This is a genomic window from Kribbella sp. NPDC048837 (assembly GCF_055586945.1).
The window spans coordinates 645,428-667,911 of sequence record NZ_JBVJHF010000002.1 but is presented as its reverse complement, the minus strand read 5'-3'; the positions used below and the strand labels follow the sequence as shown (position 1 = coordinate 667,911).

Genomic DNA, 22,484 nt, shown 5'->3' with positions numbered 1-22,484 from the left:
CGAGCTGATAGACCTTTCTATGGGCAGGATCTGGTGATCGCCTGGGCGGCGTCGCGGTCGGCTGCGGTGATCGGCAGCGTGTACTTGCGGGCGACCTCGAGGTACCGCAGGACGTAGGTGCATCGGTAGCTCCGGTTGATCGGCAGCCACTCGCCAGGCCCGTCGTCGTTCTTGGAGGCGTTCGCTGGTCCGTCGACAGCCAGCAGGTTCGCGGCCTCGTCGTTGGCGAAGTCCACGCGTCGCTGCAGCGGCCAGTGGGCCGCGCCCATGTCCCAGGCCCGGGCGAGCGGGTACAGGTGGTCGATCTGCACCTTCGAGGCGGCGGCCTTCCGGAACTCGATCCGGCGACCGGTGTACGGGTCCGTGAGAAGGGTGCCGGCGATGACGACGCATCGGGAGCGACCTCGGTACTGCACCGCCGTCAGTTGGGCCGCGAGTATGTCGTTGCGGGTGTCGCAGCCGTTGTGGCCACCAAGGCCTGCGTGATCGTCGGTCCAGGTCTGCCCGAACTGGTCTCGCCTGTATCCAGGCACTTCGGGCCGGGCTGCGATGACGTGGATCTGGCGGAGCTCGGCAGAGATCAGCTTGGCCGTGCCGGCCGCTGGCTGGGCCGTGGCGGGACTGCGGGTGGGTGTGGTCCGTGGCGGCGGCTTCGACCCGGCCGGGTTGGCTCCGGCTTCTGGATAGGTGCACCCGGTAGCCGCGAAGCCGAGCACGATCAGGGCGGCAAGGAGGGTGCGCATCACGCGACCTTAAGCCACCGCTGAGGTCTCGCCCGCCACGTAGCGGCTGAGCCTCGTCTCAGTCGTACGAGCCGCGTGTGCTGGGCTAGCGTTCAGCAGTTCAGCATGGGAACACTCTGGGAACCAGGAGGGGCCGATTCGAGGCAGGCGGGATGGCTCGGTTCCTAAACCGGATGTGAGCTCGCGATCAGCTGCGGCGCGCGCTAAATAGGAGCCCACAAGTCAGTTCGAGGTTCACCGTCGCGAACCAGAGCGGGGGCCGATGGCAAGCATGCTGGAAGTTGTCGCCGCGGCTGCGGCCTCCGCCGCGGCCGTACTTTCGGGCGCTTCGCTGGTCGCTGCGGGGAGGAGAGACGAGCGACGACGGCGCCGCGAAGCGATGACTGACACATTGCTCACATTCCTCGGTGCCAGCTCGCTGCAGTCGATCACAAGACCTATGGAGCTCGTATAAGCCAGCAAGACATAACAGCCTTCCGCCGGATTGCGGAGCTGAGCGACTTCATAACGCTGGCAATGCGATCCACGTAGCCGTCCTACTCGAGGCCGATCCACCAGGAACTCGCGTTCAGCAAGGGGGTCGGAGGCCGTTAGCAAGTCGGATTCCGAAGTCCGGCAGTCTGAAGTTGGCCAATGTGTCAACTGGCGTGGCTCTCGTAGTGCCTTGGGGGCGGGTTCGAGTCCCGCCCTACCACCGGAACGGGCCCATGCGGTTTCAGAGCTTCGGCAGGTCATGCTTCATCGGCAGCGCGTGGGTCGGCGGTCGAGAAGCGGAAGCGGCCGCTCGTAAGAGAGCGCAGCGCTGAAAATAAGGGTTTGCCGGACGTCAGCGACGGTGGCTGCTTGGACAGTGAAGGTATGTCGTATGTAGTCGAGCGTCGCAGCGTCGTAGCAGGGCCGAGCACCGAGGCCGCCTCGGCGTCGCTGAGTCAGGTTCGCAGCCACATGGCCGCCGCGGTCGTGTGCGCGCTGGTGTGTTTCGCGCCGCTGGGCGTTGCCGCCGTCGTGTACGCGGGCACCGTCCGCACGCGGCTTGCGCTGGGCGACGTCGAGGGTGCCCGTCGCGCGTCGCGGATTGCGATGTGGCTGTGCTGGGCCAGTGCTGGGGTGACGGCCGGCCTGCTGTTGGTGGTCGTCGTCGGTGCGGGCAGCTACTCCGACGTCCACTGAGACGACCGTCGTACCTCAGCACGAAAGAACCGGGTCTGTGGCGATTGACCCGGTTCTCTCGTGTGCGTAGTCAGCGCAGGTAGCCGCCGTCGTGCAGGCCGGCCCACTGCTCGAAGACGTTCTGGTGGTAGTCACCGCCGGTACGGGCGGACTCGACGCCGTACAGGACGGGGAACCCGGCGCGGAACATGGCCCACTGGTCTGCGTGCCTCGACTCGTGGCGGTGCCGGTCGATGCCGTCCAGGTCGCCGTATAGCCAGACGTCGCCGACGGTCGTGCCGGCGTTGGTGTAGCCGCCGTGCATCGACTCGCAGGTGACCAGCAGGTCGCGGTGCATGGTGCAGGTGCCGTCGTGTGCGCGACCCCAGACGACGGCGACCGCACTGGACGGCAGGTTGGTGACCGCCCTGGCGACAGCGGCCGGCTGGGGACCGGCGACCACGGCAGCGACCACCAGCGCGGCGACGACACGGTTGGGCCGGGCCGCGGGGGTTCGCGACTCGCGCGGCTTCGTTTGGTGCTGGTATGCGTCCATACCCGCAGGATCTTTCGCTCAGACCATCCCGTCTTCCGGCATTGCCTTATCTGCGACCCGCAACAGCCTTACGCGGGCAGCACCGCGGTCGCTCGGCCCACACACGAGAGCGGCCGCCGTCAACGACTCAGCCGCTCCCGGACGAGCGGTGCGCTCGCCAAGACCTCGCCACCGAGTGCCTGGCTAGGTCTGGTCCGTGTCGTCGGCGAGGCTGGCTCGTTCGGCAACGGTGGCGGCCTGGACCCGGTTCGTCACGCCGAGCTTGCGGAGGATGTGCGTGACATGGACGCTGGCGGTCTTCGGGCTGATGAACAGCTGCGTGCCGATTTCGGCGTTGGTGTGTCCGCTGGCGAGCAGCCGGAGGACGAGCAGTTCCCGGTCAGTCAGCCCATACAACGCTGCCCAGTCTGGCGTCCGGGACGCTGCCGGAGCGGCGCTGGACGGAGTGTCGAGGCTGATGCGAGCGCGCCGAGAGAGCGCGGCGATTTTCGTCATCAGCGGTTCGTGCCCCTGGGCCGAACCCGCGGCCGACCGCAACACGAGAGCGGCGGCATCCACAGGCTCCCCGGCAAGCAGTTGTGCCTCGGCCTGACGCCACCAGGCGTAGGCGGCGTGGTGCGGTCGGGCCAGTGCTTCCCACTGCCTTGCCGACAGCTCCCAGAGGTCCGGTCGGTTCGTGTCTGTCAGCCGCGCACGCTCGGAGTTCCACGTTGCGCGTTCGGCGGTGGCGGCAATGATGTACGCACTGTCCCGGAGCGGATCGACGGGCTGCCGATCGCGCCAACGGCCGATGCCGTCCGCGGCCGCCAGGGCGAATTGCACACCACCATCGTCACGGCCCGCGCGGGCAGCCTCCGCCAGATCCGCGCAGGCGCGCATGCCGAGCACGAGCAGCGACCCGCAGGTGTGCACCTCGTCTGTGCCGTCAAGACGCTTGAGGGCCTCTTCGACTTCGTGAAGGGCGTCGGCCGGCTGTTCTCGCCAGAGATCGATCTCTGCGGCGCCCTGCGCAACCACGCGGGTGTTCTCGACGTCTCCAGCGATTGGCAGCTTCCGGATCTGACGGATCCGTCGCTCGGCCGCTTCCATGTCCCCTCGGAGCAGATCCAGGTACGCGCGCTCCAGATGCAGAATCCACTGATCTCGTGCGGCGGGGCCTGACGTCCGTGGTTCAAGCACGGCGGCAGCCTCGGCGATCCGACCCAGCCCTCTCATGGCCTCCGCCGCGTTCGCGGCCAGTACGGAAGCAGCCCAGCCGCTCGCCCGGCCACTGTCTCGGATGGAGTCCAGATGACGCAATGCAACTCGGCTTGCCTCGTCAAGCTTGTGCGTCTTGAGCAGGACATCGCTTTCGATGATGGCGAGCCACAGGACCGAATTTGCGTCTCTGTCGGCATCCACCATCGGCCACGCTCGCTCGAGCAGCGCAAAGCCTTGCTCGAGCTCAGCGTGCGTGAAATGGTCGTGCGCCAACCTGGCGATGACGCGGGCCACCAGATCGGAAGCGTCGGCTGCCTCCGCGACCTCCAATGCTCGATGCAGGGCGCTGCGGCAAAGAGCCTCATGGCCAGCACTCTTGAGGACATTGGAAAGCTCGAGCAGCGCCGCGGCGTGGTCCGTTGACGGGGGAGTGCCCTCGAAAAGCCGCAAGGCATCCTCGACCAGCTCAAGTCCGGCCTCCGCGGAATCGATTGACCGATAGCGCCCAGCCCGGTAGTGGATGGCTGCGGCTAACGCACGATCTGAGTAGCCAGCGAAAAGCCGCAACGCCTCCTCGACTACTTCGCCGGCGCGAATACCGTCACCACTCGAGCCCAAGGCATCGACTGCGTGAACGTACAAGCGGGGAACCTCGAGACCGGCCGGCCACGCCTGCTCAGGGACGTCCCGGCACAGCTGTATCGCGCGGAGCCAATGCGTCGCGGCCTCGTCGTAGGCGAACACGCGTTCTGCCGCGTCGGCCGCACCAAGCCTGGCTCGAAGCTCCTCGGCCCGGCGCCCCGCGGCGGCCCAGTGACCAGCGACCTCCGCCGCCAGCTCGGTGTCCGACAGTCTTTCCAGGGCCTCAGCGGCCCGGCCATGCAGCTCGGAGCGCTCGCTCGGCAGGAGATCGGCCACCACCGCCTCGGCCAGCAGCGCGTGCCGCGCACGATACGCACCGCCGGCCATGAGATCGGCCAGCAACCTCGTGGCAGCCAACTCCTTCAGCGACGTGCGAACGGCCGCTCCATCCATCCCGGTGATGTCCGCGATGAGTGCTTCAGGCTCAGGCCGTCCACCGACAGCGAGCGCCTCCAACACCCGCCGGGCGCCGGCGCTGACACGCCGCGTCCGCGCCACGAGCAACTCCGCCAGACCACCCGGGACCCCGTGCGGTAGTCGAAGCTCGCCGTGAGACCCGGCGACCGCTGCAGCCATCAGCTGCTCGATGAAGAACGGATTCCCCTCCCCCCGCGCCTGCAGCTCACCGACCAACACCGTCGGTGCCGTAGACCCAAGAATCGCCGCGGCCTGCTGCGCCACATCGTCAGCTGCCAGCGGAAAGAGCCGGATCTCCTCGACATTGCGTTGCCGCCTTGCGTGATTCATCCATGCCGTGACGGGCGCGTCGAGCGATGCCTCATCGCTGCGACACGTCACCAAATACGACGGCCGATGCGTAGCGTGCGCCAGGTAGGTAAGACAATCCAGCGTCGCGTCGTCGGCCCAGTGCACGTCCTCAACGACCAGCACTAGCGGCCCTCGGCGAGCCACCTCCTCCAGCAGCTCGCCCACGGCCGTGAACAGCCGCTCCCGCCGCCACTCCGCCTCCGACACGTCGTCCACCTGTCCCGGCATGCCGAGCCGAGGCACCAGACGCCCAACCTCGGCAACAACGTACGGAGGGACACCGGCCATCACCGCATCGAGGAGCCGGCTGTCCGGAGCCCGGACGAACTCCCGAAGGGCATCGGCGATCGGCAGCAGCGGCAACTTCTCCGCCAGGGGCAGGCACCCGCCCGTCAGCACCACCGCACGAGCCGTATCGAGATCCTTGAGCCCCTCACTGACCAGCCGGGACTTCCCGATGCCCGCCTCGCCGGTGACCAGGATCATCTGTCCGCCCGCGGAGAGAGCCGCACCGAGGCTTGCCAGCTCGACGTCGCGGCCGACAAACGGCGCAGATTGACCCATACCACCACGTCAACAGGCACGGTCGCGCCCGTCAATCCGTGGCGACCTCCACCACGTAGGAAAGGCGCGCACCCCACCCCTGGCAACGTGGGACAGAGGCACGTTGAGACCAGCCGAACTGAGGTGACCCGGAGACGCCTACCGATGGCCGAGTCCACAACTTCGCTTGGTTTCCTCAACCGTGCGGCGCAAGATTCGAATCCTGCCTGGGGCAATCCTGCGTACTTTGCCTCTGGTCGTGGTTGAAATCGGATGCATTCGACCCTTGTCGGACATACCTGTGGCGACGAAGCTATGGACACAGGTACGGGGGGTCAGGGGTCCGCCCTCGCTGTTCGCGTCGTACGCGTAGTGGTTTCGACCGGGTCGAGGAGGGTGCTGCTATGAAGCGCACGCATCGGCAGGGTGGACGGATTGCGTTGAGTGTCGCCGTGGGTGCGGTGGCGCTGGCGATGGCCGGCCAGCTGGCTTTGGCTCACCCGCCCGGTGTGACCGAGCGGGTCAGCGTCAGTACCGCGGGAGCGGCGGGCGACGACGAGTCGATCCACGCCGCGGTGAGCGGTGACGGCCGGTACGTCGCGTTCGTGTCGAGGGCGTCCACGCTGGTCCCCGGCGACACCAACGACGCCTCCGACGTGTTCCTGCACGACCGGGTCACCGGCACCACCGAGCGGGTCAGCGTGGACAGCCGGGAGCGGCAGGGCACCGGCGGCGAGGCGGGCGGCGTGCTCGACAGCAACTTCGGCCGCCCGGCGCTCAGCGCGGACGGCCGGTACGTGGCGTTCGTCTCCTCGCACACCAACCTCGTCAAGGGCGACCGCAACGACACGGTCGACGTGTTCGTCCGCGACCGGGCCGCAGGCACCACCGAGCGAGTGAACATGGCCGGCCGGAAGATCGAGGCGAACAGCGACAGCTCCAACCCCGCGATCAGCCCGGACGGCCGCTTCGTCGCGTTCGACTCTTTCGCCGACAACCTGGTGCCCGGCGACACGAACTTCGCCAGCGACGTGTTCGTCGTCGACCGCAACGCCGGCATACCGGCCCCACTGCGGGTCAGCCTGACCAGCACCGGCGACCAACCGAACAACAGCAGCAGCGTCCCCTCGATCAGCGCCGACGGCCGATTCGTCGCGTTCACCTCGTCCGCGGACGGCATGGTGCCGGGCGACACCGACGGAGCGTCGGACGTGTTCGTACGCGACCGCGTCGCCGGCACCACCGAGGGCATCAGCGTCGCCCCGACGCCGTCCGGGTTCGGCAACACCAGCACCTCGCCGGCGATCACCCCGGACGGCCGCTATGTCGCGTTCAGCTCGTGGGAGGAGAACCTCGTGCCGGGCGACACGAACAACAGCTTCGACATCTTCGTGCGGGACCGCTCCACCGGCGCGCTGGAGCGGGTCAGCCTGAACGACGCCGGCGTCGAGGGCGACGACTGGAGCCTCGGCCCGGCGATCAGCTCCGACGGCAATCTCGTCGCGTTCAGTTCGCTGGCCAAGAACCTGGTGGTTGGCGACAACAACTTCGACTTCGACGTGTACGTGCGCGACCGCGCGGCCGGCACCACGGTCCGAGCCAGCGTGCGCACTGACGGCACGGAGGGTGGTCTGTCACTGGCCAGCTTCAACGTGGCGATGAACGCGGACGGCAAAGTACTGGCGTTCGCGTCCGAGGCCGACTTGGTCGCGGGCGACACCGGCTTCCCCGTCGACGTCTTCACTCACGCACACTGACGCCAGCCGTCTCACGGCACCTGCCTTCACGACCCCTCCAAGCCGTAAATACAGAGTTGACCCCACATCGTGAGATCAAGGAGCTCGAGGGGCACCGTTGGTTCCGGACGTGGTCAGGTGGGGTTCAGGAGAGTGGTGACGTAGGCGTCGAGGCGTCGTTCGGTGGCTTGGGTTGTCAGGTCGGGTCTGCCTGCTGCGCGCCAGGCTTGGGAGATGGGGGTGATGTCTTCGGACAAGGCGAGGGCGTCGCGGACGAGCCAGTACTGGCGTTCGGCCGGGTCTGCCGCGAGGGTGCCGCCGGCGGCTTCGTAGGCGGTGACGAACTCGAGACCCCGAGCAGCGCCGTGGAGTACGGCGAGGTTGGTGGCGCAGTGCGCGACGTCCAGGTCGGCCGGACCCCAGCAGGGGCTTGCCCAGTCGACCACGCCAGTGAGGTCTGTGATCGGTCCGTCGAACAGGACGTTGCCGGGCTGGAAATCCCGGTGCAGGTAGCGGCCTTCGTACGACGGCGCCGGCCGGCGGATGATGTCGATCGCGGCAGACCATGCCTGAGCGTCGGCGCCGGGCGGAGTGACGACGGTGTCGGCGGTCGTCAGGGTCCCGTAGGTGGGAGGTTGTTCGATGGGCTGGATGGCATGGATCGCCACGAGTTCACGGGCCAGCAGCGGGATACGCGCCTCGACTCCCTCGTCCTCGAGGACTGACCGACCCGGCAGATGCGTCATCAGCAGCGACGGGTACTCGCACTCCGCAGCGAGGGGATCGACCCCGACCAACTCGGGGGCCGTCACCTTCGTTGCCGCAAGCATCATCAGTGCGGCGGCTTCTCTGGTCAGGGCGTCGTTGGCGTTGCCCACGTCGACGTACGAACGCAGCACCAAGGGGCGGGTGTTTCCGTTCGGACCGCCGATGGTCAACCGTCGCATCTCGGCGGTGATGCCGCCCAGCAGGACATCGGCGCGGACGATCCGTTCACCGGCGGCGAGGTGACTGGCCGCCCAGGCCAGGGTCTTCGGTCGGACAGCGGCGTGGTCGCTCACGCCACCACCTCATCATCCGGGCGGCCCGGCGCGGAAACGGTTTTCGGTTCACCCGCGGCTCCCCCGGCGAACGGACAACGCCACCCTCGGCTGTGTGACGAACGACCTCGGACGCCTAGACCTCACCCGGTTGTACGGCCGGCGCCGTCAGGACTCGCAGTGAGCCGTCGGCTTCCCGGAGGATCTCTGTGACCTGGCGGTTGCTCGAGTTCAGCATCGCGGGTGCGTCGGGCATCCGGGACGCGGCCATCGCCAGCGTATGCAGGGTCCGATGCAATCGTGCGACCTTCTTGCCGATATCTGGCATCGCGGGCAGGGAGTAGGTCACAGGGTCGGTGGTCAGGTCCCACAAGAGCTGACGGAGCCGGTCCTGCACGTCGGCATTCCGTTCCAGTTCGCGCCGAATCTGCTGCTGGAGGTGGCCCAGCGCCTGGTCCTCGCGGCGCAAGGCTGCTTCGGCCCCAGTGAGGACGATTGCCCGGGAGTCGAGCGCGACGGCTCGGTAGAGGGTCTCGACCCGGTTCGGGAACTCGTCTTCGTCGTCCTTACCGCCAAGCACCTCGCGCATGTTGCCGTAGGAGATCCCAGTGCTTCCGCGCCTCACGGTGTCTGCGCGTTGCTCCCAGTCCGCGAGCCATCGAAGCCCTCGGTTCTTGATGACTCGCAAGTTGTCGCGCGCCGGACCCAGGCCGATCGAGCTGGGAACATCGATCTGGTCGAGGATGGCCGCGCTACCCAGCTCAAGGGCCTGCTCCGCACTGTCCAACTGGGCTCGTGTGGTCTCGTCCGCAGCCTTGTTCAAGGCTTCGACGCCCCGACGGATGCCGTCCAGCTTCTTGTCCTGCTGATAGCGACCGAGCATCTCGGCACCGACGGACAGCGCCATCAAACCCACAAGCGGCCCTAGAGCGACCCCGGCGGCGACGCCGCCCGCGACAGGGACCAGGCGCACGTGCCCGGCCACTGAAGTGCTCTCGGCGGTGCGGACGAGGCCGCGGAAGCCACCCCCGACAGCGGGGACAAGGTTCTGCAGGGTCGAGCCCGTGGGCAGCTCGAGCCGAAACAGTGTTGCGCCGGCCGAGGCCAGGCGGGCCTGACCGGCCTGGTTGACGATGGACGCGAGCTGCTGACCGAGTGCACTCGCTCCACGCAGCGCCGGACCCCACCTCGCGTCATCGATCCGTGGAGCCTCACTCCACGACACCAGAAGCCCCTGCTCCTCAGCGAGCAGTCTCCACGGGTCGACGTCGCCTCTGTGAGAGCCGAGCGGCAGGACGACTCCGTTCGACCGCGCCACAGTTTCGGACAAGGTTGCCCCCCTCTACAGGGCCTGTCACAGGCCCACGCTGACCAACGCAACGCCCCAGACTGCCACACCCCGCCGACGCGCGTGTGAAACCGTAACGCATTCCAGCGCCTGAACTACCAATCAGCGGTCGGGGTCCATGGCGATGTCGACATCGAACCAGCCGCCCCCTGACAGCTACCAAAACCAAGACACCGTGTGGCACGTCAAGACTCGGCTTGCCGATCCCGTAGCGGACGCTGCTGGAGCCTGAAGAGAGCAGTGTTTACGGCATCGCGGCCGCGTCTACTTCACGGATTGTTGGTTCGAGTCCCACGGGGCCTACCAAGCGCCGAAGTCAGAGGACACGTGACCGCGGTGGCCGCACCGTCAGGTTGGATCGGGCTGGGGTCGGTCGGACGGCTGTTCGGCTGGGCGGTCCCATGACTGCTGCTGGCTTGGGTCCAACGGCAGCATCGGTACGTTGCTCAGGTATCGGTGGGCGAGTTCCACCAGTTCGGTCGCCGAGACGCCGGGAAGGGCCCGGAACTCCCGCGCGTTGATGTCGAGTGAATAGGCGCCGCCTGGTCCGTCGCTCAAGACAGACACGACGACGCACCTGTGGAACCTCTGTCGCTCCGGCCCCCACGCCACGATGTAGTGGTAGCGCAGCTCGCTCCGGTGTTCCTCGAGCCACTCCGGCCTGCCCACCGCACTGACCTCTGGGGTCTGCACTGCTCTCTCCATGAGCTGCTCGAGGACATCGGTCGGGATCACCTTGATGTCGCCGAGGCCCGCCCCGTTGTTCCAAGGCGACCGATCGGGATCGAGTCTCGGCCACCGTCGAACCCGGCCACGCCGGCCGAACAGCAGTCCCATGGCTGGACCCTATGTGACGGGTCCGGTCGGAGGGTTCACTGTATGTCTTCCCTCTGCGCGGTCTGCCGAGGAGCATGGAAGTAGCCGCGTAGGAGTCGTGCCGCGCGATTACGTGTCCAGCGGTGCTGTTGAAGCTGACTCCGGCGGCCTCGGATCAGGAGGAGGGGGCTGATCGATGGCTGGATCGCACATCATGCTGCCGGCTCCTGAGTTACCTGATGAGCGTCGGCTTGCGTTGGTTATTGCCACGGCTGAGTACAGGGACGACTCACTTCGGCAGTTGCGGGCTCCGGCCAGAGATGCGGCGGAGCTGAGTGAGGTGCTCGGCGATCCGGAGATCGGTGGTTTCACGGTCATTCAAGCGGTCGACCAGGCGGCGCATGAGATCCGGTTGGCGATCGAGGACTTCCTCAGCGATCGCGGGCCCGAGGAACTGCTGTTGGTGTACCTGTCCTGCCATGGCCTCATCGATCCGCACGGGCGGTTGTACTTTGCCGCGACCGATACACGCAAGGATCGGCTGGCCGCGACAGGCGTAGCGGCGGCGTGGTTGCTGGATTTGATGGAAGATTGCCGCGCCCGGCGGCAGCTGGTCATCCTGGATTGCTGCTTCAGCGGCGCGTTCTCGCGAGAAACGAAAGGCGACAGCAACCTTGAACTGAGCGCACGATTCAATCCGCAGGGCCGCGGACGAATAGTGCTGACGGCGTCGAGGGGAAGCGAATATTCCTTCGAGGGTGAACCGCTGCCTGACTCCGCCGCTCCGACCGGTTCGGTCTTCACCAACGCGCTGATCGACGGTATCCGGAGCGGTGCTGCGGACGCCGACGCTGACGGCTATGTCTCCGTGGATGAGGCCTACACGTACGCCTACCGCCGCGTCCAGGAGATCGGCGCTCATCAGACCCCTCAGCGATCTCTGTACGGCGGTGAAGGCCAGATCCTCCTCGCGCGCAACCCAGTGGGGCTGGAGGTGCACCCCGAGACCTTGCCGGAATGGATGCGCTCCGGCCTGGACAATCCCTACCCGCCGATCCGGCTGGCGACCGTGGATGCCCTCGCTGCTTGGCTCACGTCAAGCAACCCAGCCCGGATGCTTGCCGCGCGCAACATTCTGGCGGACGTCGCGGCCAACGACATTCGCCCAGTCGCCGCAGCTGCCCGCGCTCTCCTTGGATCCGCAGCACCTCCCGAAGAGACCGAAGAGACCGAAGTTCCACCGGTCAAGGAATCAACCAAGCGCAAGCCCGAGCCTGCCGGCGCGACGGTGCTGCGTGATCGCTACGAGCTGGGCAAGCTTGTCGCTCGAGGCGGTATGGCGGAGATCCACAAGGGTGTCGACAAGCGCCTCGGCCGTGTCGTCGCGATCAAACTGCTGCGCGTCGACCTGGCCGGCGACCCGGCGTACCAGACCCGGTTCCGGCGAGAGGCGCAGACCGCGGCGGCACTGAACCACCCTTCCATCATCAAGATGTACGACACGGGCGAAGAGCCGGACCCGACCGGTTCCGGTGTCACCATTCCTTACATCGTCATGGAGTACGTCGACGGCAAGACGCTGCGGGACCTACTCCGCGAGGGCGGCAAACTCCCGCCGGAGCGCGCCCTCGAGATCACCTCCGGCGTGCTGGACGCTCTCGACTACAGCCACCGCGCCGGCATCGTGCATTGCGGCATCAAACCCACCAACGTGATGCTGAACAAGGACGGCCACGTCAAGGTGATGGACTTCAGCGTCGCCCGCGTCGGCGCGGACCGCTCGTCCAAGACGAGCCAGGCGGCTACCGCGCTCAGCACCTCGCAGTACCTCTCGCCTGAGCAGGCTCGCGGCGAGACCGTCGACATCCGCACCGATCTGTACTCCACCGGCTGTCTGGCGTACGAACTGCTGACCGGCAGGCCGCCGTTCGTCGGTGAGTCGCCAGTGTCGATCGCATCCCAGCATGTCCGCGCGATACCGTCACCGCCGTCGTACTTCGCCCCGGCCGTCCGCCGCGAGGTGGACGCCGTCGTACTGAAGGCACTGGCGAAGAGCCGCGAAGAGCGCTACCACACGGCCGCCGAGATGCGCGCAGCAATCCAGGCGATCAAGAGCTCGAAACCCGGCGCCTAGAACGTCGCCTCCCGCGACTGAACCCGTTCGCCTTGGGCCGGTTCGGTTGGGAGTTTGTGGGTGGCGAGCTCACCGGTCCGGGGATCACGAGCCGCGTCGTCGTCGACGTTGCTCACGGCTGATAGATGCTGCAACTTTTGCCGGTCCAGGTGCATCGAGCTCAGTAGAAGCACACCCCTTGTGCGCGCCGCAAGGCGCGCACAAGCCAATCGGGGGGCAGAGATGGTTGCCAGACGGGGCGGAGCAGTCATATTCGGGCTGGCTGTGCTGACGGTAGGTTTCGCGCCGGGCACAGCAGGTGCGGAGGGGGCGACGGAGGCCACCGCGGCTTGTCAGATCCATCTTGGTTCGGTCAACGTCGGCGGTGATCAGCTGGGCCAGACGATCACGGCGACCTCGCCTCCGACGGTGAGCGGCCGGCAGACCGTTGCGGCGGGGGTGTTCCCGGCCGGGCAGGCGAAGCTCAGCAGTTCCTTCGTCTCCGAGCCCGACACGCAGGGGGACGATATCTCCGGCCGAGTGGTGCTGGGTGACGCGATGTACGACGTGTCCTACGAGACCTTCTGGAGCGGGGAGATCGACCCCGACTGGCCGTCTCGGCTGAGGCGGGTCGGTGGTGGCTGGGGTGGTTTCACCGCGTTCGAGAGTTCCACTTACGAGACGTACGCCGCTTCGCGCACCACCGCGTACGGGCTGCGCGGCGACGGCGTACTGATGCGGTGGACGATCGACGGCAAGCGCGTCTGGCACAGCGCCGGCTCGTACCCCGGGTTCGCATCGGTGAAGGCGATGGCCCTGATCAGCAAGACACGCACGTACGACACGTTCTTGATGAACACCCGTGGCGGCGCGCTCTACACGGTTCGCATTCCGACCAGTTCGCCGATGAAGCCGGTCGTCACGGTCGTGCGCAGCCGGACCTGGCAAGGCTTCGAGTCGTTCACCGCGCAGAAGTGCGGACAGTACGGCGTACTGCTGCTCGGCATCGACAAGGACACCGGCGCCAGCCACCTGTACGCCGTGGGGCACGCCAGCGGCACCTCGACGGTGATCACCAGCCTCGGACGCGTCCCCGGGTCCTTCACCGATCCGGTCATGTTCCGGTGGGGCGTCGTACCGGTCCTGGACCCGATCTTCGGCGAATAATCGCAGCTCCTCAGCCGCAGATCGATTTAGGATCTGGCTACATCGACTGAGGGGACTGGCGTGCTGACCTACGAGCTGAACTCGCGCGATCTCGAGGGGGTTCGGTTTGCGGTTTCGCCGGTGGCGGAGATGGTTTTGTCGTTGCGGGCGTTGCGGGATCCGGGGCGGTTTCCGTTGCAGTTGGGGTGGGTGCGGGCGGTGCAGCCGCAGGTGGAGGGGCTTGATTGGTCGGTGTTGCGGTGGCTGGTGAACGACACGATGGGGAGTCCGGATTTTCTGACGCCGCGGCCGACCTCGCCGTTGACCCAGATCCAGGACGAGCTCGAGGTCATCGCCAAGGTTGATCGGAGTACGTTCGAGCGGCAGGTCCGGGCGGTCAACAAGGAGCTGCCGGACGAGCTCGCCGGGGACGACGGCGTGACCAGGGTCGTGGCCGCGATGCGCGAGTACTGGGATGCGGTGATGGCGCCGTACTGGCCGCGGATGCGGACGATTCTGTCGGCTGACATCAGTTATCGAGGGCATGTGCTGACGCAGCACGGGACGGGCGCGATGCTGAACGGGCTCGGGCCGGCGATCACGTACGACGATGGGCTGTTGAAGGTCGACCGGGTGAGCGATCCGAGCCGGACGGAGAAGGTCGACGGGCGTGGGCTGGTGTTGCAGCCGACGTTGTTCGGGCCGCATGCGGTGATTCCGTTCGACATCGGCGCGGAGCCGCTGCTGGGTTATCCGCCGCGCGGGCAGGCGCACCTGTGGTCCGTGGTCGAGCCGCCGTCGCAGAAGGATCTGGCCCAGTTGATCGGTACGCCGAGGGCCCACATCCTCGCGTTGCTCACGCATCCCCGGACCACCACCGACCTGGCCGGCGAGCTGAAGGTGACGCCGTCGGCCGTGAGTCAGCACCTGCAACTGCTGCGTCGTACCGGGTTGGTCGAGCCGCAACGCACCGGCAAGCAGGTGCTCTACAGGCCGACCGAACTGGCCGTCCTGCTGACCGGATCCAGCCCCGACTGAGCTGTTGACACCCTCAAAGGGCGGGACGATAGTGCCGGATACAAATCGTTTTGCATGGGAGCCGCCATGAGACGCATCCTCGCCCTGACGCTCGGAGTTCTCCTCCTCTGCCTCGGCACCATCACCCCCGCCCAAGCCGCCGTTCTGACCCTCACCCCGATCACCCGCGGCAACGTCTTCACCGACGGTCAGGCCGTGAAGTTCGGACTCAGCACCGACGCGGCCTCGGTCACCTGGTCGGCCGCCGACGTCAACGGCACCGTGGTCGCCAGCGGCAGCCAGGCCGCGGCCACCACTCTGCAGATCCCGTTCACCACCCGCGGCTGGTACAAGCTGACCGTCCAGGCCGGCCCGACCACAGCCCAGACGACCTTCGCAATCCTCAGCCCAGTCAGTACGTCGGCAGTCGCCGGCCTCACCTCGTCCCGTGTCGGCGATTTCGAGAGCACCGCCGAAGGCTGGACCTTCTACCCAGGCAGCGAATTCCCCGGCGCGACCGGCAGTTTCGCGCTCGACACCACCGACAACCACAGCGGCACCGGCTCGGGGAGGTTGTCCGGCAACTTCAGCGCCGGCGGCGCCTACGTCAGCGTCAACCGGCCGCTGCCGTCCGTCAACGCGACCAGCGTGAGCTTCTGGGCCAAGTCGCCGAACCTGTCGTTTCTCACGTTCCGCCTGACCGACTCCACCGGCCAGGTCCACCAGCAGCGCCTGACGTTGTCGGGGGCAACTGATTGGCAGCCGTTGACAGTGACCCGCTTCGACGGCGGCAAGCAATACACGCACTTCGGAGGAGCCAACGACGGCGTCTGGCAGGGCCCGGCGAAGGCGGTCGAGGTCATCCTCGACAAGGGAGCCATACCGGGCGCGACCAGCGGCAGCGTCAACCTCGACGACCTCACCGTCAACGCCCCTGCGACGAAGCCGACCACTCCGCTCGGCGACTACGAGAGCGGGGCGGAGGGCTGGACCTTCTACCCGGGCAGCGAATTCCCCGGCGCCACCGGAAGTCTCACGCTCGACACCGTCAGCCCGCAGTCGGGCGCCCAATCGGCCAAGGTGGCCGCGAACTTCGCCGGCGGCGGCAACTATGTCGCGATCCAGCGAACCTTCACCCCCGTCAACCTCAACGCGCTGAGCCTGTGGGTGAAGACCAGTGGATTGTCGGCAATCGGACTACGCCTGACCGACTCGACCGGCCAGGTCCACCAGCAACGACTGACGCTGTCCGGATCGACCGCCTGGCAGCAGCTCACCGTCACCCGCTTCGACGGCGGCACCGGCTACCTGCACTTCGGCGGCGCCGACGACGGCATCTGGCACGGCCCCGCCAAAGCCATCATGCTGACGCTGGATCACAGCCTGATCATCGGCGGCGGTACGACGGCCACCGTCAACATCGACGCGGTCACCGCGACCACATCCGCGTCACTGATCGGCGCAGGCACACACTTCGGCGGATCGTGGAGCACGGACCTGGTGCCCGTACTCGCGCAGTCCGGAGCACGCGGTGGTCGCGACGAGGCGTACTGGTCGAGCGCCGAGACGACCGCTGGTACGTACGCCTTCCCCGCGAAGGTCACCAACTACCTGCAGGCCTACCAGTCCAACGGCTTCGACCCATTGCTCGTGGCCGACTACGGCAACTGTCTCTACGACTGCCCCGATCAGCTCTTCAACGCGCCGTACACCGATGCCGGCCGGACGGCGTTCGCCAACTACGCCGACGCGGTCGTCAACCAATACCCGCAGATCCACAACCTGGCGGTGTGGAACGAGTGGGACGTCAACGCCGCCGGCCCGGCGAACAAGACCCCGGACAGCTACCTGGCGTTGCTCAAGGCAACTTATACGAAACTGAAAGCCGCCCACCCGGATCTCACCATCGTCGGCGGCGGTGACATCGATGTGACCCAGCAGGCCTGGTTCCAGACGTTCTGCCAGCTGGGCGGACTGAAGTACCTCGACGTGGTCTCGATCCACCCGTACAACTTCCTGCACGCACCCGAGGGCCTCGGTGCCGCGATCGATCAGGTCCGAGCGACGATCCGGCAGTACAACGGCGGCGTGGACAAACCGATTTGGATCACCGAGAGCGGCTGGTTCACCGGTACGGCCACGGCCTCCGTCGACGAGCCGACCCAGGCGATGTACCTGGCCCGCGCCCAGCTCGGCGTCCAAGGCCACGGCGTCGACCGCTACTACGTCTACGACTTCATGAACGACGGCATCGACCCGGCCGCCCAGGAGAACAACTTCGGCCTCGTGCACAACCCGGCCGACGCCCTCGGTGCCTACACGCCCAAGCCGTCGTACGTCGCCTACGCCACAGCGGCCCGGCAACTCCGGGGCGCGACCTTCCTGGGCAAGGAGTTCCCGGGCAACGGCCTGATCGACCAGGTGTTCGCGGGCAACGACGGGACGCCGTTCCGGGCGATCTGGGCGGCGAGCGGTGCCAACACGACGGTCACGGTGAACGCGACCGGACCGATCCAGGTCACGAGTCAGTACGGGTTGTCCACCACGCTCACCCCGAACGCGAGCGGCCAAGTCACGGTGACGGTCGGCGTCTGGCCGACGTACATCTCCGGCTCGACGGTCACGTCGGTGACCGCGCCCTAGGCGGACTCCCGCGGTACGACGGAAGGCGAGAACAGAATGTGTTGCGGCCGGCTGGGGGAACCGTCCTCCAGCCGGTCGAGCAACACCTGCCCGACCGCGCGGCCCTGTTCCCGGGGATCGCCGGAGACCGTCGTCAGCGCCGGCGAGATCATCGCCGCCGCCTCGATGTCGTCGAAGCCCATCACCGCGATGTCGTCCGGAACCCGCAGACCGCGCTCCCGGGCAGCATCCAGCGCGCCGATCGCAACCACGTCGTTCGTGCACAACACGGCCCGCGGCGGCTTCGCGAGCTGCAGGAGGGCGTGCAGACCCTGCAGCCCGCCGGCCCGGGAGAACTCCCCACGCACGACCAGCTCGCGGCTGAACCGGATGCCGGCTTCCGACAACGCGTGCCGGTACCCCTTGACCCGATCAGCCGGCGGGCCTTCACCGGACGGCCCGGTGATGAACCCGATCCGGCGATAGCCGCGACCGATCAGGTAGCGCGTCGCGAGCTCCCCCGCGGCCAGGTCGTCCGACGACAGGACGTCGATCCCGGGCTCGGCCTTCCGGCCGCCCATCAGCGCGACCGGGATGCCCGCCTCGACGGCGGCCTCGACGTCGCTCGCCTTGGTGTAGTAGCCCGCGAAAACGATCGCGTCGACGCTCCGGGTCACCATCTGCGTCACCACGGCGCGCTCGGCCGCGGCCTCCCCCTCGGTGTTGCCGATCAGCACCTGGTACCCGGGCTCGCTGACCACGTCGAGCAGACCGCGCGCGACCGCGGGATAGAACGGGTTGGTGATGTCCGGGACGATCAGCGCGATCGTGTGGGTACGGCGCATCCGCAGACTCCGGGCCACCTGGTTCGGCTCCCAGCCGAGCTCGTCCATCACGGCCCGCACCCGCGCCTGGGTGGCCTCCGACACCGGCCGCCGGCCGGAGATCACGTGCGAGACGGTCGTCGGGCTGACCCCGGCCCGGGCGGCGACATCCGAGATGTCGACCCGCTTCCCAGTCCCCACCCCGTCACGATAGCGGCTGGTACTCACGGATTCGGCGCGTTCCCGTTGGCGGCGGCCGTCGGCTTCTCGTTGGCGGGGACCGTCGGGGAGGCAGTGTCCGGAGCCTCGGCCGACGTCTCACTCTCCTCGGCCGGCTCTTCCTCCGCTTCACGGCGTACCCACCACATGCGCGCCAGCTTGGCGGACCCCAGGATCGCGGCGATCACGAGCGCGGTCACCACGCCGGCGACGTCGAGCAACCCCCACGCCCGCTCGTACCACGGCGGCTGCTTCTCGACGTCGACCGCGATCGCCCGCTCGAAGGTACGGCTGCTGAGCGGCAGGTCGTTCAGCTCCACGACCAGCGTCAGCCGGAGCGTCCGCACCCCATCGTCCTGCGGGGTCACCCGCCAGGCCCACTCGGTCACCCCGTCGATGAGCTGGAGCCTGTCGCTGAGCGGCTGGACGTCGAGCCCTGAACCCCTGAGCTCCGCGCGCATGTAGGTGCCGACCGGAAGGGGCTCGATGGTGACCGGCGCCGTGCCGGGCAGCGTTCGCAACGACGGCGACACCGTGACGGTGCCGCGCTGCACCCGCACCGTGACCTCGAAGTCCTCATGCACCCGGGCCTGGGCCGGCGGGTTGTAGGCGACCAGACCTTGTTCGAGCTCTCGCCGCGCGGCCTGCTCGTACCGCTCCCGTGACGTCGGCTCCCGACTCGTCGGCGGACCGGTAGGCGTCGCACTCCTGGACGTCACCGTCGCACTCGGCTGGGACGTCGTCTCACTCGGCTGGGACGTCGTCGCGGTCGGCTGGGACGTCGTCGCGGTCGGCCGCGAGGTCGGGATCCCCGTGGGCGGACTGGTAGCCGGCGGATCGGCGTCGTACAGCCCGAACGTCAGGGCCACAACAGCCAGGGTCAGCACCACACCCGCGGCGATCAGCAGGCCCAGTCTCGTTCCCCCGTGAGCTTGATCGATCGTCCCCATCTCCGCTCACCTTCCCCCAATACACACGGTAGCTGTTCCGAGCGCGTTCGCATCACCGGAAGACGTGAGCTAAAGTCGAAACCGCCGCGGGAGCTCGCAGGAGCGGGCTGAGAGGGCGACCGGATCCGTCGCCGACCGCTGAACCTGAATCGGGTAATTCCGGCGTAGGGAGGAAGCGATGCAGGAGCCTGTGTGGGTCAACGGTTCGCCGACCGACGTCGCACCGGGGAAGTCCGTCGCCGAGCTGGTCGACGAGTACTCCGACCGCACGACCGGGATCGCGGTCGCGCTCAATCAGAACGTGCTGACGAAGGCCGAGTGGGCGGACACCGTCCTGAAGCCGGGCGATCGGGTCGAGATCGTCAGCGCGGTGCAGGGAGGCTGACATGGATGATCCACTGGAGCTCGGCGGGCGTACGTACAGCTCGCGTCTCATCATGGGGACCGGCGGTTCGGCCAACCTGGAAGTGATGGAGGAGGCGTTGGTTGCCTCTGGCACCCAATTGACCACGGTCGCGATGCGCCGGCTCGGCACCGGCCACGAGGGCTCGGTGCTCGACGTGCTGAAGAAGCACGGCATCGACGTGCTGCCGAACACGGCCGGCTGTCACACCGCCGCCGAGGCCGTGCTGACCGCGAAGCTCGCCCGCGAGGCGCTGGAGACCGACCTGATCAAGGTCGAGGTCGTCGCCGACGACCACCTGCTGCTGCCCGATCCGGTCGAGCTGCTCGACGCCGTGGACGCCCTGGTGGCCGACGGCTTCACCGTGCTGCCCTACACCAACGACGACCCGATCCTCGCCCGCCGGCTGGAGCAGGCGGGCTGCGCGGCGGTGATGCCGTTGGCGGCACCGATCGGTTCCGCGCTCGGCATCCGCAATCCGCACAACATCGCCCTGATCGCCGAGGCCGCGAACGTGCCGGTGATCGTCGACGCGGGCATCGGTACGGCGAGCGACGCGGCCCTGGCGATGGAGCTCGGTTGTGCCGCCGTCATGCTCGCCACCCCGGTCACGCGCGCCGAGAAGCCGGCCCTGATGGCCGCCGCGATGCGCGACGCGGTCTCCGCCGGTCGAGCCGCGCGCCTGGCCGGTCGCGTCCCCCGCCGCTGGCAATCGGCCCACGCGTCCTCACCTACGACGGGTCTACCAACGTTCTAGCCAAGGCAGCGGCCTCGTCGAGGTCCAGCGGGCGATCGAGCAGCAGGGCCGAGAGGGACAGAGTCAGGTCCTGGTTCGGCTGAAGGTCCAGCGGGCTGCCCCACGCCAGCGCCGGCCCGGCGCCGACGTACCTGGTGGACCGGACGAACCACGGCCGGACGTCGTCAGGCTGGACCAGGAGCAGGGTCGTGACCGCGTCACCGCGACGCTGGACGAAGGCGAGCCACGGGCTCAGCGACCCATACGCGGTGTCCTCGCCCTCGCCGGCTGAGGTGAGCACGGTCGTGGTTTCGGCGGACGGCAGTCGCCAGAAGATCCCGCCGTACCCGGCGTTCGGACGGCCGGTGGTGGCGGGGCTGTCGATGCGGATCGAGCCGTAGCGCGCGGTGAGAACGCTGCGCCAGTCGAGGCGCCAGCCATCGTCGGCGGGCGCGCCCCGGAGCTGCCGGCGTTCGACCAGTTGCGGCCGGCCCTGTTCGTCGTACCAGGTGATGTCGTCGGTCAGACCGTCGTCGACGGTGACGCCGCGGCTGCGTTGCTGGCCGTGGTTCCGGAGCAGGGTCGGACCCTGGCCGTGAACGAAGGTCCGGCCACCCCAGTGCGATGTGTCGTTGACCGCGGCCACGGCGAGCGAGACGCCGTAGTGATGCCGATGGTCGACCGGGCTGACCTCCGTGAGCGGCTGCCCGGCCAGCGTCCGTACGGGATGCAGGTAAGGGCGCGGCGAGTGCACACTCGGCATCCGCCGGCCGAACTCGTACCGCGCAAGCATCCCCGCATCGCTGCCGAGCTCGAACGTGTCCCCCAAGCGCTGCCACCCCACCCGGCCGGAGGACGGCTCCCCCAGCAACTGGGGCACCGGCCCGGTGCTCGCACGCACCGCCAGCCGCACCTCGGGTACGTCGTCCGCCGCGACCTCCGTCCCCGCGATCGCAGCGTGCAGCCGTTGCCACGCCAGCTCTCCCAGCCCCTTCTGCGGCACGCGCACTGTCGTCAGCGACGGTACGGCGAACCGTGACAGCCCGATGTCGTCCATCCCGGTCACCGACAGGTCAGCCGGTACGGCGACGCCGACCTCGTTGAGCCTTGCCAGCAAGCCGAAGGCGACCAGATCGTTGAACGCGACCACGGCCGTCACCTGGGATTCCAGCACTCGCTCGACGGCGGCGTACCCGTCCTCGATCGACCAGCCGCACTCGAGCCGGACGAGCTCCAGGCCCGGGATCTCCCGCTCGGCCACCTCGAGCGATCGCAGCCGGGCCACGTTGGACGCACTCGCCGGCGGCCCCGACAGGAAGGCCAGCCGCCGATGGCCTAGGCCGACCAGATGGTCCACGACGATTCGCACAGCGCGGCCGTAGTCGACCACGATCGACGAGACCCCGGGCGGACCCTGCCGGTTGACGAGGATCACCGGCTGCACCTGCGGCAGCAGCTCGAGCAGGCTGTCCTCGGGCAGCCGCGGCGCCACCATGATCAGCGCGTCACACCGCCGCCGCGCCTCCACCGCGATGGTCGCCTCGGCGGTCGGGTCCTCGACGGTCTCCGCGACCAGGACGCGATAGCCGGCCGCGGCCGACGCGTTGGTGATGCCGCGCAGGATCTGCTGGAACAGCGGGTTGGCGAGGTCCGGGACCATCAGCGCGACCATGTTCGTCCGGCCGAGGGACAGGCTGCGGGCGAGGTCGCTGGGCCGGTAGTTCAGCTTGTCGGCGGCGGCCCGGACCCGCTCGACGATGTCCGGCGCGACGGTCGCGCGCCCGTTCATCACCCGGGACACGGTCGCCCGCGACACCTCCGCCGCCCGCGCGACGTCGGCGATCGTGATCGAGTCCTTCGGTGTCCGGCCCATTGCGGTATCTTCTCGCGATAGAAACCGGTTTCTCAACCCT

At 68.0% G+C, this 22,484-nt stretch carries 17 protein-coding genes and 1 riboswitch; of the genes, 8 read left to right on the top strand and 9 right to left on the bottom strand.

Translation table 11 applies throughout. The features are described 5' to 3' along the window. Window positions 1–17 precede the first annotated feature (17 nt). Window positions 18–743: an HNH endonuclease family protein gene (locus ACZ6O0_RS11065; RefSeq protein WP_465764674.1), complete on the bottom strand. Its 726-nt coding sequence runs from the start codon at window positions 741–743 to the stop codon at window positions 18–20. Between the two features lie 858 nt (window positions 744–1,601). Here ACZ6O0_RS11065 and ACZ6O0_RS11060 point away from each other — a divergent pair. Then, window positions 1,602–1,913 (top strand): CD225/dispanin family protein, encoded by a 312-nt coding sequence (locus tag ACZ6O0_RS11060; RefSeq protein ID WP_465764673.1) that lies wholly within the window; start codon window positions 1,602–1,604, stop codon window positions 1,911–1,913. A 70-nt stretch (window positions 1,914–1,983) separates the two neighbouring features. Here ACZ6O0_RS11060 and ACZ6O0_RS11055 read toward each other — a convergent pair whose 3' ends face one another. After that, window positions 1,984–2,448, bottom strand: coding sequence for a hypothetical protein (locus ACZ6O0_RS11055; protein ID WP_465764672.1), 465 nt, complete (start codon window positions 2,446–2,448; stop codon window positions 1,984–1,986). Between the two features lie 183 nt (window positions 2,449–2,631). Further along, window positions 2,632–5,622, bottom strand: coding sequence for a helix-turn-helix transcriptional regulator (locus ACZ6O0_RS11050; RefSeq protein WP_465764671.1), 2,991 nt, complete (start codon window positions 5,620–5,622; stop codon window positions 2,632–2,634). A 383-nt stretch (window positions 5,623–6,005) separates the two neighbouring features. On the opposite strand from ACZ6O0_RS11050, the gene ACZ6O0_RS11045 reads away from it, so the two are divergent. Continuing rightward, window positions 6,006–7,358 (top strand): hypothetical protein, encoded by a 1,353-nt coding sequence (locus tag ACZ6O0_RS11045; RefSeq protein WP_465764670.1) that lies wholly within the window; start codon window positions 6,006–6,008, stop codon window positions 7,356–7,358. 113 nt (window positions 7,359–7,471) lie between these two features. On the opposite strand, the gene ACZ6O0_RS11040 is transcribed toward ACZ6O0_RS11045, so the two are convergent. From ACZ6O0_RS11040 to ACZ6O0_RS11030, 3 genes are all read right to left on the bottom strand, one after another. Then, window positions 7,472–8,398, bottom strand: coding sequence for a phosphotransferase family protein (locus ACZ6O0_RS11040; RefSeq protein WP_465764669.1), 927 nt, complete (start codon window positions 8,396–8,398; stop codon window positions 7,472–7,474). Between the two features lie 115 nt (window positions 8,399–8,513). Continuing rightward, window positions 8,514–9,362, bottom strand: coding sequence for a hypothetical protein (locus tag ACZ6O0_RS11035; protein WP_465764668.1), 849 nt, complete (start codon window positions 9,360–9,362; stop codon window positions 8,514–8,516). Window positions 9,363–10,073: 711 nt separating this feature from the next. Beyond that, a complete protein-coding gene (locus ACZ6O0_RS11030; RefSeq protein WP_465764667.1) occupies window positions 10,074–10,562 on the bottom strand; it encodes a hypothetical protein in 489 nt (162 codons plus the stop codon). 175 nt (window positions 10,563–10,737) lie between these two features. Here ACZ6O0_RS11030 and ACZ6O0_RS11025 point away from each other — a divergent pair, with 175 nt between their 5' ends. The 4 genes from ACZ6O0_RS11025 (at window position 10,738) to ACZ6O0_RS11010 (ending at window position 17,460) form a co-directional block, all read left to right on the top strand. Then, the gene (locus ACZ6O0_RS11025) at window positions 10,738–12,675 is read left to right on the top strand and encodes a caspase, EACC1-associated type (RefSeq protein ID WP_465764666.1); all 1,938 of its coding nucleotides are present in this window, start codon (window positions 10,738–10,740) and stop codon (window positions 12,673–12,675) included. A 222-nt stretch (window positions 12,676–12,897) separates the two neighbouring features. Continuing rightward, complete coding sequence (locus tag ACZ6O0_RS11020; RefSeq protein ID WP_465764665.1) at window positions 12,898–13,821, top strand: hypothetical protein; 924 nt, start codon at window positions 12,898–12,900, stop codon at window positions 13,819–13,821. 129 nt (window positions 13,822–13,950) lie between these two features. After that, window positions 13,951–14,838 (top strand): winged helix-turn-helix domain-containing protein, encoded by an 888-nt coding sequence (locus ACZ6O0_RS11015; protein WP_465765591.1) that lies wholly within the window; start codon window positions 13,951–13,953, stop codon window positions 14,836–14,838. A gap of 66 nt (window positions 14,839–14,904) precedes the next feature. After that, entirely contained in the window at window positions 14,905–17,460 is a 2,556-nt protein-coding gene (locus ACZ6O0_RS11010) for a glycosyl hydrolase (protein WP_465764664.1), read from the top strand. Here the strand turns inward: ACZ6O0_RS11010 and ACZ6O0_RS11005 are convergent. Next, window positions 17,457–18,464: a LacI family DNA-binding transcriptional regulator gene (locus ACZ6O0_RS11005; protein WP_465764663.1), complete on the bottom strand. Its 1,008-nt coding sequence runs from the start codon at window positions 18,462–18,464 to the stop codon at window positions 17,457–17,459. The two genes, ACZ6O0_RS11010 and ACZ6O0_RS11005, sit on opposite strands and share 4 nt — an antisense overlap. A gap of 23 nt (window positions 18,465–18,487) precedes the next feature. Beyond that, on the bottom strand, window positions 18,488–19,432 hold the full coding sequence (locus tag ACZ6O0_RS11000; protein ID WP_465764662.1) for a hypothetical protein: 945 nt from the start codon (window positions 19,430–19,432) through the stop codon (window positions 18,488–18,490). Between the two features lie 76 nt (window positions 19,433–19,508). Further along, window positions 19,509–19,620: riboswitch (TPP riboswitch) on the top strand. On the opposite strand from ACZ6O0_RS11000, the gene thiS reads away from it, so the two are divergent. Then, the gene (gene thiS, locus ACZ6O0_RS10995; protein ID WP_465764661.1) at window positions 19,611–19,817 is read left to right on the top strand and encodes a sulfur carrier protein ThiS; all 207 of its coding nucleotides are present in this window, start codon (window positions 19,611–19,613) and stop codon (window positions 19,815–19,817) included. Its footprint overlaps the riboswitch before it by 10 nt. Window position 19,818: 1 nt before the next feature. Further along, complete coding sequence (locus ACZ6O0_RS10990) at window positions 19,819–20,592, top strand: thiazole synthase (protein ID WP_465764660.1); 774 nt, start codon at window positions 19,819–19,821, stop codon at window positions 20,590–20,592. Here the strand turns inward: ACZ6O0_RS10990 and ACZ6O0_RS10985 are convergent. Beyond that, complete coding sequence (locus ACZ6O0_RS10985; protein ID WP_465764659.1) at window positions 20,567–22,444, bottom strand: DUF6807 family protein; 1,878 nt, start codon at window positions 22,442–22,444, stop codon at window positions 20,567–20,569. The two genes, ACZ6O0_RS10990 and ACZ6O0_RS10985, sit on opposite strands and share 26 nt — an antisense overlap. Between the last annotated feature and the right edge of the window lie 40 nt (window positions 22,445–22,484).

Excerpts from the sequence above, each read along its gene's own strand:
- ACZ6O0_RS11065 (WP_465764674.1), bottom strand. The coding sequence starts at position 743 with ATGCGCACCCTCCTTGCCGCCCTGATCGTGCTCGGCTTCGCGGCTACC.
- ACZ6O0_RS11060 (WP_465764673.1), top strand. The coding sequence starts at position 1,602 with ATGTCGTATGTAGTCGAGCGTCGCAGCGTCGTAGCAGGGCCGAGCACC.
- ACZ6O0_RS11055 (WP_465764672.1), bottom strand. The coding sequence starts at position 2,448 with ATGGACGCATACCAGCACCAAACGAAGCCGCGCGAGTCGCGAACCCCC.
- ACZ6O0_RS11050 (WP_465764671.1), bottom strand. The coding sequence starts at position 5,622 with ATGGGTCAATCTGCGCCGTTTGTCGGCCGCGACGTCGAGCTGGCAAGC.
- ACZ6O0_RS11045 (WP_465764670.1), top strand. The coding sequence starts at position 6,006 with ATGAAGCGCACGCATCGGCAGGGTGGACGGATTGCGTTGAGTGTCGCC.
- ACZ6O0_RS11030 (WP_465764667.1), bottom strand. The coding sequence starts at position 10,562 with ATGGGACTGCTGTTCGGCCGGCGTGGCCGGGTTCGACGGTGGCCGAGA.
- ACZ6O0_RS11025 (WP_465764666.1), top strand. The coding sequence starts at position 10,738 with ATGGCTGGATCGCACATCATGCTGCCGGCTCCTGAGTTACCTGATGAG.
- ACZ6O0_RS11020 (WP_465764665.1), top strand. The coding sequence starts at position 12,898 with ATGGTTGCCAGACGGGGCGGAGCAGTCATATTCGGGCTGGCTGTGCTG.
- ACZ6O0_RS11015 (WP_465765591.1), top strand. The coding sequence starts at position 13,951 with ATGGTTTTGTCGTTGCGGGCGTTGCGGGATCCGGGGCGGTTTCCGTTG.
- ACZ6O0_RS11010 (WP_465764664.1), top strand. The coding sequence starts at position 14,905 with ATGAGACGCATCCTCGCCCTGACGCTCGGAGTTCTCCTCCTCTGCCTC.
- ACZ6O0_RS11000 (WP_465764662.1), bottom strand. The coding sequence starts at position 19,432 with ATGGGGACGATCGATCAAGCTCACGGGGGAACGAGACTGGGCCTGCTG.
- thiS (WP_465764661.1), top strand. The coding sequence starts at position 19,611 with ATGCAGGAGCCTGTGTGGGTCAACGGTTCGCCGACCGACGTCGCACCG.
- ACZ6O0_RS10990 (WP_465764660.1), top strand. The coding sequence starts at position 19,819 with ATGGATGATCCACTGGAGCTCGGCGGGCGTACGTACAGCTCGCGTCTC.
- ACZ6O0_RS10985 (WP_465764659.1), bottom strand. The coding sequence starts at position 22,444 with ATGGGCCGGACACCGAAGGACTCGATCACGATCGCCGACGTCGCGCGG.